Below are 14,755 nucleotides of genomic sequence, written 5' to 3'. Positions count from 1 at the left end.
CTCTTCAGGCGGAGAGCGAAAGTCTGTTTGCCAGACTTTGATTTATCTTATCATAGATTTTCTGTGAATTCAAGAGCGCTATAAGCGCTGCTATATACAATACTTTTTGCAGACTGCCTCCGCAACCCGCAGCCCGTCCATGGCAGCCGATGTGATTCCACCCGCATAACCGGCGCCCTCGCCACATGGATAAAAGCCTTCGATATTGCCTTCCATCTGCTCATTTCGCGGGATCCGTACCGGAGAGGATGTTCTGCTCTCCACACCGGAAAGCACTGCGTCCGGGCGGTCAAATCCGTGAATCTTTCTTCCACAGGCAGCAATTCCAAGATCCAGCGATTCCGCCAGAAAATCCGGGAAAATCTCCCGCAGATTGCTCATCGCATACCGTCCCCGGATACACGGTTCTACATCGCCGAACGCTTTGGTTTCTTTTTTATCATGAAAATCCCCGTATGTCTGCACCGGAATCTTTCCTTCATGCATCTGATATGCTTTCTGTTCCAGATACCGCTGAAAATACATTCCTGCCAGTGGATTCTGATCCAATGTGGCTGCAAGAGCGTCTTCGCCCATCCGCTGCAGATAATCCATACCGTAGGTCACATAATCCTGCGGTGAAACCGTTACGATCATGGCACTGTTCGCATTCCGGCTGTCCCTCGCCTGGTAGCTCATACCGTTGACTGCCAGATACCCTTTTTCCGAAGAGGCATCTACCACATAACCGCCCGGACACATGCAGAACGAATAGATTCCTCTGCCATTTTCCAGCTGATGTGTCAGTTTATAATTTGCCGCGCCAAGTTCTTTTACTTCCGGTCGTCCATACTGACTCCGATTGATCATCTCCTGCGGATGTTCGATACGCACACCTACGGCAAATGATTTTGCTTCCATCGCGATTCCATGTTTTTTCAGCATCCGGAAAGTATCTCTGGCACTGTGACCGATCGCGGCGATACAAACCTGTGTTTCCACCCACTCACTGTCATTGAGCTGGATCCGGCATATCTTTCCATCGCGGATGTCCAGATCCGTCACTTTTTTTGTAAAACAGAAGCTTCCACCCATCTGTTCGATCTGTTCCCGCAGAGATGTCACGATCCCGATCAGCTGATCTGTACCGAGATGCGGTTTCTGTTCATATAAAATATGTTCCGGCGCACCGCCCTGTACAAAAATCTCCAGAACTTTTCTGTGGCGTCCCACCGGATCTTTTACCAGCGTGTTTAACTTTCCGTCGGAAAATGTACCCGCACCGCCTTCTCCGAACTGTACATTACTGTTCGGATCAAGGATGCCATCTTTCCAGTACTGATCGACGGTTTTCTTTCGTTCCGCCGCCTTTTCTCCACGCTCATAGACCACCGGGCGAAGTCCTGCTTTTGCAAGCATCCATGCACAGAACAGTCCTGCCGGACCGCTTCCGATCACAACCGGCGGCTGCTGTAATTTCTCGCTTCCTCCCGTCGGGAACTGATACTCCGTCCTTTTTGTTAACATAATATATTTATCGTTAACCTTTTGCACACGGTGGAGAATTTTTCGCTCTTTCGGTGTATCCACATCGATTACATAGACAAATTTCAGATCCGGTTTCTTCCGGGCATCCAGAGACCGGCGCACGATCTGCCAGGAAGAGAGTTCTTCTTTTTTGATCTTTAACTGCTGACAGATCTTTTTTTCCAGTGCCTCTGTGGTATGTCCCACCGGCAGTTTTAACTGTGAAATACAAATCATAACGCTCTCCCTTCTTCTGCTGCCGCTCTTCCGGCAACCGCTCCGCTCGACCATGCCCATTGCAGATTATATCCTCCGCACGGACCATCCACGTCGATCACTTCTCCCGTAAAATAAATGCTCGGATGCAGCCGCGATTCCAGCTGCTCTGTCAGTTCCCGCGGATCCACACCGCCGGAACAGATCTGTGCCTGCTGAAGCGCATAAGCGCCTTTCACCGGAACCTGCCAGTCCTTTAATCGTTCGGCAATTTTCTCCGGTTCATACGTTTTTTTCACCAGGACATCTATCATTTTCCGCGGAAGCAGTCCGATCAGCAATTCCTGCGGATTTTTATAAGATCCCGCCTGCTGTCTGTCCAGCAAAAGCTTTACCAGTTCTTCTTTTGTCAGCTGCGGCATCAGATCCAGATGATAAGTGGCTATTTTTCCCTCGTCTGTTCCGCGCACCGCATAACGGCTCAGCTGAAAGACACCGATTCCGGAGATTCCATATTCTGTAAATAAAATTTCACCCTGTTCTTCTCCGACCGTTTCTCCATCTATCTCTAACGTGATGCGTCCGTCCATCCGGCTTCCTGCCCATTTGGCATAATAATTGTCTTTTCCACGGATGCCGCACAGAGACGGAAGCGGTTTTACCACCGTATGTCCCAGTTTTTCTGCCAGTTCGTACCCTGTTGTGCTGCTTCCTTCCACGTTTGATGCCGAGCTTCCGCAGGAGATGATCACGCTGTCGCACGGATACTGCCAGGTTGCCGTCTTGACCAGATACTGTCCGTCTTCCCGGAGAATATCGGTCACTTCTTCCGTTGTTTTGATCTTTACTTTCTGATGCCGGGCTTCCAGCTCCAGAACCTGAGCGACACCTGCCGCCTGATCACTGTACGGGTAGACCCAGCCATTCCGGTTCTTCGTATAGATCCCAAGTTCTGAGAAAAATGCCAGTGTATCTTCTAATGGGTACTGTGTGATAATTTTCCATGGAAAATCCGGCTGACTGCTTCGATAACGAGAAGGTTCCTGTACGAGATTGGTCAGATTACACCGTCCGTTTCCTGTCGCAAGAATCTTTTTCCCCGGTTTTTCATTGTGCTCTAAAAGCGTAACCGCTGCTCCCGTCCGGGCGGCCTGGATCGCTGCCATCATTCCGGAAGCCCCGCCGCCTATGATCACAACTTTTTTCATGAAAGTTCTACCAGTCCTTTTTCATATAATTTCTGTAAACTCATCATAATACCAAGTTTCGCATGCTGCCAGGTCAGTCCACCCTGGAAATATACCGCATATGGCGGTTTGATCGGTCCGTCGGCACTCAGTTCAATCGAAGATCCCTGCACAAAGGCCCCTGCTGCCATGATGACATCGCTGTCGTATCCCGGCATTGCCCACGGTTCCGGATCTACATAACTGTCGATCGGTGCCGCTGCCTGAATACCCTTACAGAACGCAATCACTTTTTCCGGTGCTCCGAACGTTACCGCCTGAATGATATCGTGGCGGCTCTCCGTACTGTTCGGAACCACGGCAAATCCAAGACGCTCATAGACATTTGCCGCAAAGATCGCACCTTTCAGTGCGGAAGCAGTGACCGTCGGTGCAAGGAAAAATCCCTGATAGAAAGACTGGTTGACACCAAGCGTTGCACCGACTTCTTTTCCCAGTCCCGGGGAAGTCAGACGATACGCAGCATTATCTACATATTCTTTCTTACCTGCAATATAACCACCGATCGGAGCCAGTCCGCCGCCCGGATTCTTGATCAGAGAGCCAACGATCAGATCTGCACCCACATCGGTAGGTTCGATCGTTTCTACAAACTCGCCGTAACAGTTATCTACCATGCAGATCACATCCGGTTTAATCTCTTTGATAAAGCTGATCAGCTGTCCGATTCTTGCTACGGAAAGCGTCGGTCTGGTCTGATATCCTTTGGAACGCTGGATGGTTACCAGTTTTGTTTTCTCATTGATGGCTTTTTTGATATTCTCAAAGTCAAAGGCTCCGTCTTCTAACAGATCTACCTGACGATAAGAAACACCATATTCTGCCAGAGAACCGTTCGACGGACGGATCCCGATCACTTCTTCCAGCGTATCATACGGTTTTCCTACCGGAGAGAGCAGTTCGTCTCCCGGGCGCAGATTTCCGGCAAGTGCAACAGCAAGTGCATGGGTTCCGCAGGCAATCTGTGGACGTACCAGCGCAGATTCCGTATGGAAGGTAGCTGCGTAGATCTCTTCGAGGGTATCTCTTCCCACATCGTTATAGCCGTAACCGCTGGAAGCATACAGACATGCTTCGCTGGCACGGCACTGCTGCATGGCATGAACCACTTTCAGCTGATTGTACTCCGCTACACGGTCAATCTCTTCAAAACGCTCTTTCAGGCTCTCCGCGATCTCCTGTCCGAAAGAAAAAACTTTCTCGTCGATTCCCATTTCTTTGTACATTTCTTTTGTTATTGCTGTATCCATAATTTTCTGTTCTGTCCTTTCGTAAATTTTATGATTTATTTTACATATATACTTCATACCTATCGGCTTTTCACGTTCACTCGATTATTTTTTTCTCTCTTAACGACGCAAGCATGGCATCCAGAATCGCCTGTGAATCATAGCCAAATTCCTGTTTGTCAAACCACTCCACCTGCCGTTCTCTCTTAAACCAGGTGATCTGCCGTTTGGCGAAATGTCTTGTATCACGTTTCAATACATAGACCGCCTCTTCCAGTGACCAGGTACCATCCAGATAGGAAAGAATCTCTTTATAGCCAAGCCCCTGCATGGACACCATTCCTTTATGATACCCCATCTCTTTCAGCGCTTTCACCTCATCGATCAGTCCCTCATCAAGCATCTGGTCGATGCGGGCGTCGATGCGCTCATACAGACGGCTTCGATCATCATTCAACACAAAATATGCCAGATTATATGGTGATTCTTTCTGCCGCTGTTCTTCGTTATGCTGAGAGATCGGCTTCCCGGTCTGCTGATAATATTCCAGAGCGCGGATCACCCGTTTGACATTGTTCGCATGAATCGCTTCCGCGGATGCGGGATCCACAGCGGCAAGCATCTCATGAAGCATCTGCGCACCCTCGGCCTTTGCCTTTTCTTCCAGCATCCGCCGATAAGTCGTATCCTCTCCGTGTACGGTAAAATCGATATCCCCGGTCACTGCCTGGATATAGAATCCGGTACCGCCCACCAGCACGGGAATCCGCCCACGCGCATAGATCCCTTCCATGGCTTCTTTTGCCATCTGCTGAAACCGTACCACATTAAACTCCTCATCCGGCTCCAGACAGTCCACCAGATGATGGGGAACTCCATGCATCTCCTCCGGGCGGATTTTCGCAGAACCGATGTCCATATGGCGATAGACCTGCATGGAGTCCGCGGAAATGATCTCCCCGTTTACTGCTTTGGCAAGCGCGATCGAGAGACTTGTTTTTCCTACTGCAGTAGGACCTGTTAATATAATCAAAGGTTTTTTCACTCTGTTCACCTACACAATTCGCTTAAATTTCTTTTCCAGTTCGTATTTTGTCATGGAAATGATCGTCGGGCGTCCATGCGGACAGTTATACGGGTTCTCCAGCTGCAGCAGTTCATCGATCAGCGCTTCTGTCTCCCGGAAAGATAATCTCTGGTTTCCTTTTACTGCTGCCTTACACGCCATGGTCGCCATACGGTCTGAGAGTACCTCCAGTGTTTTCGAAGACGGATCTTCCTCCAGATGATCCAGCACCTCGATGAAAAATCCCTGTTCCGTCATGCCAAACAAATTCTGTGGAACCGCCCGAATACTGTAATCCCGTCCGCCAAAGGATTCAATCTCGAATCCAAGCGTTTCAAAAATCTTCTGATACTTTTTCATTTTCTCCTGTTCTTCGAGATTCAGAGAAATGATGATCGGCGGGCTGACGATCTGGGACGTCACGTTTCGCGCTTTCATTTCTTTTACGATCCGCTCATACAGCACTTTTTCGTGCGCTGCATGCTGGTCGATGATATACAGTTTATCTTCCATTTGTACCAGCCAGTAAGTGTCAAAGACCTGCCCGATGATCTTATGATGTTTTTTTGCTTCCGGGCTTAGCAGTTTTCCGTCGAAAAGATCCATCTGTTCGGCTTTCTGGACAACCGGAGCCGGGGAAGTTTCCTGGGTTTTCGGCTGTACGGAAACATTCTGTAAGTTCTGTGCACGATTACTATTATCTGATTCCGCGGAAATCTTTTGTTCTGGCATCTGCCCGGACACACCTGGCTGTTTTGCCGTTCTGTTCCCGTCTGTCTCTTCCTCTGTGACCGAACAATTTTCTTTTCCTGTATCTGTTGAATGAAGAAACACTTTATTCTCAGTCTGCTTGATGGCAACCGGGGAGTCTGTTTTCTTGTCTTTTTCCTTTGAGACAGGTTGTTCCACCTGTAAGTTCAGATTCGGGCGCACCAGATTCTCATTACCGCTTCCAGTCTCCCGTTTTTCTCCGTAAAATCCGGTTCCCTGCTCCCTTACCATCGAACCATTACCGGCTGCCGCCGATGGTGCTTTTGTGAAAGAGGATGCAGGCGCAACAATCGCCGATGCAGAACCTGTGTTAGTTTCAACCACACGACTTTTCAACTCTCCAGGCTGCACCTTCCGCTGCATCTGGTATCCTCTCGGTTGTTCGATCTGTCGGCGCTGCACCTCAAAAGGCTCCGGCGCAGCCCCCTGACTGGGACGACCGGCAGGACGCTCTTTTCCGATCGTCACCTGCGGGATCAGTTCCTTGTGCTGCAATCCCTGTAAAATTGCCTGATAGATCTGCCGGTAGACCAGCTCCTGATTGGAAAAACGTACTTCCATCTTGGTCGGATGCACATTGACATCCACATCCGAACCTTTGATCTGGATATGCAGACAGGTAAACGGATACTTGTGCTGCATCATAAACGTATGATAGGCATCTTCCACCGCTTTTGTCACAATTTTACTTTTCACATACCGTCCATTGACGTAATAATTTTCAAAATTACGGTTTCCTCTCGAGATCACCGGTTTTCCGATAAATCCATCGATCCGGATCGTCTCATCCCGGTCTTTCGTGTGGATCTCGATCAGTTCCCGGGTAATATCCCTTCCGTAAATCTGATAAATCGCTTCTTTCAGATTGTTATTCCCGGAAGTGTGCAGCTTTGTCTGTCCGTTCTGCATGTATTTGAAAGAAATATGGGGATGCGACAGCGCCAGCTGCTCGATAAAACTGCTGATATATCCGGCTTCCGTGGTCGGTGTCTTTAAGAATTTTGCCCTCGCCGGTGTATTATAAAACAGATCACGGATCAGAAAGGTCGTTCCATCCGGCGCCCCGATCTCTTCCATGCCTTTTTCCATACCGCCCTCTATCTGATAGCGGACGCCGATCAGCTGTTCATGCGGCTTCGTGATCAGTTCCACGCGGGACACTGCAGCGATACTCGAAAGAGCCTCACCACGGAAACCCAGAGAAGAGATCAGTGAAAGATCTTCCACTTTGCGGATCTTGCTGGTCGCATGGCGAAGAAATGCCAGCGGAACCTGTTCTTTGTCGATTCCTGCACCGTTATCGGTGATGCGGATAAATGTCGTACCGCCTTCCTTGATCTCGACGGTAATCGCACTTGCCCCTGCATCAATGGCATTTTCCACCAGTTCTTTGACAACCGAAGAAGGGCGCTCGACCACTTCTCCCGCTGCTATTTTATCAATTGTACTCTGATCCAAGACTGAAATCTGTCGTTTCATCGATCCATTTCCTTCCTAATCTGTAAAATACTGTCATTTACCAGCGATTCTTTAATTTATTCTGTAACCGATATAAGGTATTCATCGCATCCATCGGCGTCAGCGTCGTGATATCCAGTTTTTTCAGTTCTTCTATAATATCCTGATCCTGTACCGTATCAAACAGGGAAATCTGTTCGAGATCCACCTCGTCATAATGTACGGCTTTCGGTTTTGTCTTTCTGGAACTTTCCGCCAGATCTTTAAAGGTGCTGGTGATATCCGTATGTACCAGTTCATCCACCAGCTCTTTGGCACGATTCAGAACACTGTCCGGAACACCGGCAAGTTTTGCCACCTGAATACCATAACTCTTATCTGCGCCGCCCTTTACGATCTTTCGTAAAAATACGATATCATCGCCCCGTTCTTTGACCGCAATGCAGTAATTATTGACACCCGGAATCTTTCCTTCCAGTTCCGTCAGTTCGTGATAGTGCGTAGCAAACAGCGTTTTCGCTCCCAAAAGTTTCGTATTACTGATGTGTTCGATAACTGCCCATGCAATCGAAAGTCCGTCAAAGGTACTGGTTCCGCGACCGATCTCATCCAAGATCAGCAGACTCTTTGCAGTCGCATTACGAAGAATATTAGCCACCTCGGTCATCTCCACCATGAACGTACTCTGTCCGCTGGCCAGGTCGTCCGAAGCTCCGACACGGGTGAAAATACGGTCTACCACACCGATCTTTGCTTTCTCTGCCGGAACGAAAGAACCGATCTGTGCCATCAGAACGATCAGGGCAGTCTGCCGCATATACGTGGATTTTCCTGCCATGTTCGGTCCGGTGATGACGGAGACACGCTTGCTTCCGTTGTCCAGATAGGTGTCATTCGCGATAAACATGTCGTTGTTGATCATCTTTTCGACAACCGGATGACGACCATTTTTGATGTCGATCACGCCTTTTGTATTGACGGTCGGGCGTACATAGTTATTGCGCTGAGCAACCACGGATAATGATGCATAGACATCCAGCTGTGCGATCGCCTTCGCGGTCTCCTGGATCCGTGGAATCTGCGCAGCAAGTTCTTCTCGCACCTGACAGAACAGATCGTATTCCAGAGCAAATAATTTATCTTCTGCACCAAGAATCATATCTTCGAGTTCTTTTAACTTCGGCGTGATATACCGCTCGGCGTTCGTTAGTGTCTGTTTTCTTGTATAGTATTCCGGCACCAGATCTTTAAAGCTGTTGGTCACTTCCAAGTAATAGCCAAATACCTTGTTGTATTTGATCTTCAGATTCCGGATACCGGTTTTTTCTTTTTCTTCAGCTTCCAGCTGTGCCAGCCAGGATTTTCCCTGCGTTTTGGAGTTCCGGTAGGTATCTACCTGCTCGTTATAACCTTCCCGGATAATTCCGCCCTCTTTGACTGCCAGCGGCGGATCTTCGGTGATCGATGCTTCCAGCAGGGAATACAGATCTTCCAGACCGTCCATCTGTTCGTTGATGCGAACCAGCAGCGGACTGGTAAAATTCGCCAGCAGATTTTTAATATGCGGGATCATCTCCAGAGAACTTTTAAATGCCAGCAAGTCTCTCGGATTCGCAGATCGATAACTGATCCGGCTGACCAGACGTTCCAGATCGTATACCGGATTCAGGTATTCACGGATCTCCTCGCGAAGCATCGCCTGCATATTCAGTTCCGTCACCGCATCCAGCCGTTCGTTGATCGCATCCGCATCAATCAACGGCTGTTCCACAAAGTTTCGCAGCATACGGGCACCCATAGCTGTTTTCGTCTTATCCAACACCCACAGAAGGGAACCACGTTTCTGTTTTTCCCGCAACGTCTCCACCAGTTCCAGGTTTCTTCTCGAAGAACTGTCGATGACCATATAGCGGTCTGTAGTATACGGGATAATTTTATTCATATGCTCCATGGTGTTTTTCTGGGTATCCAGAAGATACCGGAACAGGGAACCGGCTGCGATCACACCGCTATCATAATCAGCCAGTCCAAGCCCCTCAAGAGAGGAAATCTTAAAATGTTCCAGTAATGTCTGCTTACACAGATCATCTCCAAAATACCAGGATTCCAGTGCAAATACAGAGATATGCAGACGGTTCCTCAGGTCGTCCACATCCACGCCGGAGACCAGAAAGGCATCATTACAGATGATTTCTGCCGGAAGGAACTTATTGATCTCATCCCAGAGTTTCCGCTCCTCATCAATCTCTGTCACATAGCAGTCACCGGTTGTGATATCTGCAGTGGATACCCCAAAATGATCTCCCACACATACGATGGCCATCAGATAATTATTCTTTCCTTCATCCAGTTCCTGCATATTAAGATTCGTTCCCGGTGTCACAACACGGGTCACTTCTCTTTTTACGATTCCCTTTGCCGTTTTCGGATCCTCTACCTGTTCGCAGATGGCTACCTTATACCCTTTATCGATCAGACGATTGATATATGTTTCTGCTGCGTGATACGGAATCCCGCACATCGGAGCCCGTTCAGAAAGCCCACAGTCTTTGCCGGTAAGTGTAAGTTCGAGCTCACGGGAGACCGTTTTCGCATCCTCAAAAAACATTTCATAAAAGTCTCCGAGGCGATAAAAAAGAATCGAATCTTTATACGCACACTTCGTCTGACAGTAATGGACCATCATCGGCGATAATGACCTGCTGTCTTGCGGAAGTCCCAGTTTTATAAGAGTCTCCGGTGTTATTCCGGCCTCTTCAAATACATTTGTTGATATTTTTGAGTTCAAATTATAAAATACCTCTTTCTAATCCATTGTATCATTCTCTTCCACGTTCATCTTCCTGTAAATCATTTTCCATGATTTTACTGTCATTTACAGGGATAAGACATGACACTCCGTACTATATTAGCATTTTGATAATTAACTTTCAAGATTGCTTCACCGACCATTTTCGAAATTTTTGCGATTCATCCCGGAAACGGGCATTTGAAAAGGGTCAGTCTATCACGACTGACCCTCTGCTTATTGAATATAGCTTCTGAAAAACTCTTTTAATCAAAATAAATTGTCTTACCGCTCTTTGCTGACTCATAGATTGCTTCCAGTACACGGGTGACAACTGCAGCCTGCGCAGGTTTTACAATCTGTTCTGCTCCGTCTGCAACGATGTGGTAGAACAGTTCCTGCTCATAGTCCGGTGCTTCTTTCTCTTCTCCTGAGAAGAATGCTACTCCTTCGCCGAATAATGCCGGTTTCTCTACTACCTGTTTATTGTGGTGGATGTAGTTGATCCGCAGGCCGTCTTTCATATCTGCTCCGGCTTTTGTTCCGCACAGACTTGTCTTGGCCTCATCAACTTCCAGTGTGTTCAGTGCCCAGGCTGCTTCCAGCTCGATCACTGCACCGTTTTTCATACGGATGAATCCGAAAGCGGAATCTTCTACACTGAATTCCTTCGGATCCCAGTCTCCAAAATCATTTCCCTGATTGGTCTGGTCAGCCAGTTTGCGGAAAGTCTGTCCTGTTACAGACTCTACTTCATAGTTGTCCATCATCCATAAAGTCAGGTCCAGTGCATGGGTTCCGATATCGATCAACGGACCGCCGCCCTGTTCTTCTTCATTTAAGAATACACCCCAGGTAGGAACTGCTCTTCTTCTGAGTGCATGGGCTTTTGCAAAGTAGATCTCTCCCAGTTCGTCAGCCTTGCACATCTCCTTCAGAAACAGGGAGTCTGGACGGTAACGGTTCTGGTATCCGATGTTCAGAATTCTGCCTGTTTTCTCTGAAGTCTCCACCATCTTCTGTGCTTCTGCATAATTCTTTGCCATCGGTTTTTCACACATAACATCTTTTCCTGCTTCCATGGCTGCGATAGAGATCTCTGCATGGGAGCGGTTCGGTGTGGTTACATATACAACATCCAGGTCCTCTTTGATAAGCTCCTGATAGTCTTCAAATACTTTTGCATCTTCTGTACCATATTCTTTTTTTGCTTTCTCTGCACGGTCTCTGATGATGTCACAGAAAGCTACGATCTCATAGAGATCACTTTTCTTCATAGCCGGAAGATGTTTTCCGTTGGCGATTCCTCCGCATCCTACGATTCCTGCTTTTAATTTTCTCATGATATTATCTCCTTTTTCTTTATTCTATATTAAATCACGAACTGTTCCAGATATCTCTTACTGAGGATCAAAGAATTCTCAACCTTTTCCTTGGAATCTTCAAAGGCCTTGTCCTCGACCTCAATGCATGTATATCCGTCATATCCGATATCCGTAAGTGCTGATACATATTTTCCCCAGTCTACATCTCCGAGTCCCGGGAGCTTCGGTGACATGTATTCCAGCGGATATGCCATGATACCGCAGGATTCCAGCTTGTCTTTGTAGATCTTGATATCCTTATAGTGGACATGGAAGATCTTGTCTTTGAACTCATAAAGTGGGCGGATATAGTCGATCATCTGCCAGATAAAGTGGGATGGATCGTAGTTGATGCCCAGATGGTCGCTGTCCAGAATCCGGAATACCTCTCTCCAGATCGGCGGTGTTGTCATCAGGTTCTGTCCTCCCGGCCACTGGTCCTCGCCGAAAAGCATCGGGCAGTTTTCGATGGCGACCTTCACGTCACATTCCTCAGCCAGTTTTATGATCGGCGGCCAGATCTCTTTTACCAGTTCCAGGTTCTCCTGTACATTTTTGGTCTGGTCCCTTCCGATAAATGTGGTAACCATGCCCACACCTAATTTCCTACTTGCAAGGATCACCTGTTTCAGGTGTTCCACAGCGGCTGCGCTTTTCGCTTTATCTGCCGCCATTACGTTTGGATAATAGGCCAGTGACGAGATCTCCACTCCTGATTTTTTTGCATATTCCACGATATGCTCCGCATATGCATCATCCTGGTTGACCCGTTCTGCATCGATATGGCTTACACCGGCATATCTTCTTTCTGCTTTTTCCTGTGGCCAGCATGCCACTTCCACACACTCGAATCCCTGCTCAGATGCAAAATCCATCATCTCTTCATAGTTCCAGCTGTCAAGGATCGCTGTAACAAACCCAAGTTTCATAGGAATGCCCTCCTGTATCTTTTAATTTTTCTGTATGCTGTTCAGCACCATTGTGAAGGTACCGAACAGCTATTATCTGTGTTATTTTTCCCATGGGGTTGGTGTGAATTCACCACCACGGCACCATTTCAGATAGTTCAGTGCGTGGAGCTGTCCGGTCATCTCCAGTTCTCCCCGGTATACCGGATCATGATATCCCTCGATACAGATATCGTCCTCATATCCGTTGCTTCTCAGGATAGAAATGATATCTCTCCAGTTTGTGTCACCAAATCCAGGCATACGGTGCCATACGAACGGAACTGCTCCGGAGATACCGCCGTGTCTTACTGCATCCCAGTCGATGGTCGCATCTTTTCCATGTACATGGACGATCTTTTTGCACCATTTTCTCAGCTCTGTCACAGGGTCGATCAGCTGTACCATCTGGTGGGTCGGCTCCCATTCCAGACCGAAGTTGTCATTCTTTACTTCCTCAAACATCACTTCCCAGGCTTTCGGGTTGAAACCGATGTTGCAGGTGGCATGTTCCCAGGTTCCATCCATCAGGCAGTTTTCGATACCCAGTTTCACACCTTTCTCTTCTGCAAGGTCTGCCAGTTCACGGAACACTTTTCCGAACTCTTCGTATGCGGATTCTACCGGTTTTCCTTCCCAGGCTCCTGCAAAGGTGCTTACGTGGGTAGCTCCGAATTTTTCAGCAGTGCAGATCACCTTTTCCAGTGTTTTTCTGTGCTCTGCGTACTGGATCGGGTTACAGTAGTATCCAACGGTAGTGATCTTGGAATCTGTACCGGCAAGAATCTTTTCTGTGTTCAGTGCCAGTTTGTCAAGGTCTGTTCCTTCCAGTGACATATGGAAATTGATGGAAAATGTTTCAAAGCCTTTTCCCGCAAATCCCTTTAACCATTCTTCCGCCTTTGTACCCGGCACGCAGGTTCCGATTCTAATCTGTTTCATACTTATTTCCTCCTGTTTTCTCCCATTTATTTTTAATTTTTATTTATGGTTTCTACTTATAACTGTTCACGTTCTTCCCTGTTACACCTGATCCTGAAATTCGATCACCTGGTTTGTCTCCGCTGACTGGAAAATTGCTTCCATCAGTTTCATCACGCGCATCACCTGGAACAGTTTGATCTCAGGTTCTGCTCCGTCCCGGATCACTGCAACTACATTTCTGTGGAAGTCTGCAATATCTCCGGATACTTTTGGTAAGTCTTCTTTCACAATGGTATCTTCCCGTCTCGGTGCCATGGTCTTTGTCAGACCGGCTGCTGTCTTAACCGGTACTACCGTCTCTTCCGTCATACCGGTCTTACGGATGATCTCACCGTTTAACTGCCAGTCCCGGATCACTGCGGTACCGTCTTCTCCCAGTACATACCATCTCGGCAGAGAAATATAATTGTTGGTGCCGACTTCCACCAGGACTTCCGTTCCACCTTCAAAGGTCAGGATAGCAGTGAAGCCATCGTCCACTTCCTGGTTGGTGACATTGGTAAGTGAGGCGTATACGGTCTCGATCTTTCTGTCACCGTACATATATAAGATCTGATCCAGCAGATGTACGCCCCAGTCCAGGACCATTCCGCCACCATGGACCTTTTCTTTTCTCCAGTCGCCCGGGATACCTCTTGAACCATGGACACGGCTCTCGATCCGGAAGACATGTCCCAGTTTCTGCTCCTCTACCAGCTTTTTGATGATCAGGAAATCATCATCCCACCGTCTGTTCTGGTGTACAGTAAGTAATTTTCCTGTCTCTTTGGCTGCATTTTCCATCTCCAGCAGATCAGCGGAAGATAATGTCACCGGTTTTTCCGATATTACATTCTTCCCTGCATGCATGGCACGGATGGCGATAGGTTTGTGGCAGTCATTCGGAGTAGCGATCAGAACCACATCGATATCCGGATCTGCCAGCATAGCTTCTTCTGTTTCATATACAAAAAAGCCCTTCTCCTTCGCTTCTTCTCTCTTTTCTTCCTTGATGTCATAGATGCCACCGATTACGGCTTCCGGAACATTGGAAAGGATCTCCGTATGCCATCTGCCCATTCCGCCATATCCGATCAGTCCGTAAACTACTTTGTTTTCCCTCATTTTACACCTCCATATATAATTTAATTATCATAACATTACTGTTCACTCTGTACCCAGTAACACGCTACGCGATGT

Annotated in this window: 10 protein-coding genes; all 10 read right to left on the bottom strand. The window is 47.8% G+C overall.

Annotation, left to right across the window (positions count from 1 at the left end; all coding sequences use genetic code 11):
- Positions 1-90: 90 nt before the first annotated feature.
- The 10 genes from ETP43_RS07550 to ETP43_RS07505 all read right to left on the bottom strand — a co-directional run bounded on the left by ETP43_RS07550 (position 91) and on the right by ETP43_RS07505 (position 14,680).
- On the bottom strand, positions 91-1,743 hold the full coding sequence (locus tag ETP43_RS07550; RefSeq protein WP_129257603.1) for an NAD(P)/FAD-dependent oxidoreductase: 1,653 nt from the start codon (positions 1,741-1,743) through the stop codon (positions 91-93).
- Complete coding sequence (locus ETP43_RS07545; protein WP_129257602.1) at positions 1,740-2,930, bottom strand: BaiN/RdsA family NAD(P)/FAD-dependent oxidoreductase; 1,191 nt, start codon at positions 2,928-2,930, stop codon at positions 1,740-1,742. The genes ETP43_RS07550 and ETP43_RS07545 overlap by 4 nt, the downstream gene beginning before the upstream one ends.
- Positions 2,927-4,219 (bottom strand): methionine gamma-lyase family protein, encoded by a 1,293-nt coding sequence (locus tag ETP43_RS07540; RefSeq protein ID WP_129257600.1) that lies wholly within the window; start codon positions 4,217-4,219, stop codon positions 2,927-2,929. Before ETP43_RS07540 ends, ETP43_RS07545 begins: the two co-directional genes overlap by 4 nt.
- A gap of 76 nt (positions 4,220-4,295) precedes the next feature.
- Positions 4,296-5,243, bottom strand: coding sequence for a tRNA (adenosine(37)-N6)-dimethylallyltransferase MiaA (miaA, locus tag ETP43_RS07535; protein ID WP_129257598.1), 948 nt, complete (start codon positions 5,241-5,243; stop codon positions 4,296-4,298).
- A gap of 9 nt (positions 5,244-5,252) precedes the next feature.
- The gene (gene mutL / locus ETP43_RS07530; RefSeq protein WP_129257596.1) at positions 5,253-7,514 is read right to left on the bottom strand and encodes a DNA mismatch repair endonuclease MutL; all 2,262 of its coding nucleotides are present in this window, start codon (positions 7,512-7,514) and stop codon (positions 5,253-5,255) included.
- Between the two features lie 37 nt (positions 7,515-7,551).
- The gene (gene mutS, locus ETP43_RS07525) at positions 7,552-10,179 is read right to left on the bottom strand and encodes a DNA mismatch repair protein MutS (RefSeq protein ID WP_022399276.1); all 2,628 of its coding nucleotides are present in this window, start codon (positions 10,177-10,179) and stop codon (positions 7,552-7,554) included.
- Positions 10,180-10,547: 368 nt separating this feature from the next.
- Positions 10,548-11,624 carry a Gfo/Idh/MocA family protein gene (locus tag ETP43_RS07520; RefSeq protein WP_129257594.1) on the bottom strand — a complete coding sequence of 359 codons (1,077 nt, stop codon included), beginning with the start codon at positions 11,622-11,624 and terminating at the stop codon, positions 10,548-10,550.
- Positions 11,625-11,653: 29 nt separating this feature from the next.
- Positions 11,654-12,574 carry a sugar phosphate isomerase/epimerase family protein gene (locus ETP43_RS07515; protein WP_129257591.1) on the bottom strand — a complete coding sequence of 307 codons (921 nt, stop codon included), beginning with the start codon at positions 12,572-12,574 and terminating at the stop codon, positions 11,654-11,656.
- Between the two features lie 81 nt (positions 12,575-12,655).
- The gene (locus tag ETP43_RS07510) at positions 12,656-13,534 is read right to left on the bottom strand and encodes a sugar phosphate isomerase/epimerase family protein (RefSeq protein WP_129257590.1); all 879 of its coding nucleotides are present in this window, start codon (positions 13,532-13,534) and stop codon (positions 12,656-12,658) included.
- 81 nt (positions 13,535-13,615) lie between these two features.
- Entirely contained in the window at positions 13,616-14,680 is a 1,065-nt protein-coding gene (locus ETP43_RS07505) for a Gfo/Idh/MocA family protein (protein WP_129257588.1), read from the bottom strand.
- Between the last annotated feature and the right edge of the window lie 75 nt (positions 14,681-14,755).

The organism is Blautia faecicola (assembly GCF_004123145.1).
Lineage (GTDB): Bacteria > Bacillota > Clostridia > Lachnospirales > Lachnospiraceae > Oliverpabstia > Oliverpabstia faecicola.
This window is presented reverse-complemented; position numbering and strand designations above follow the sequence as displayed.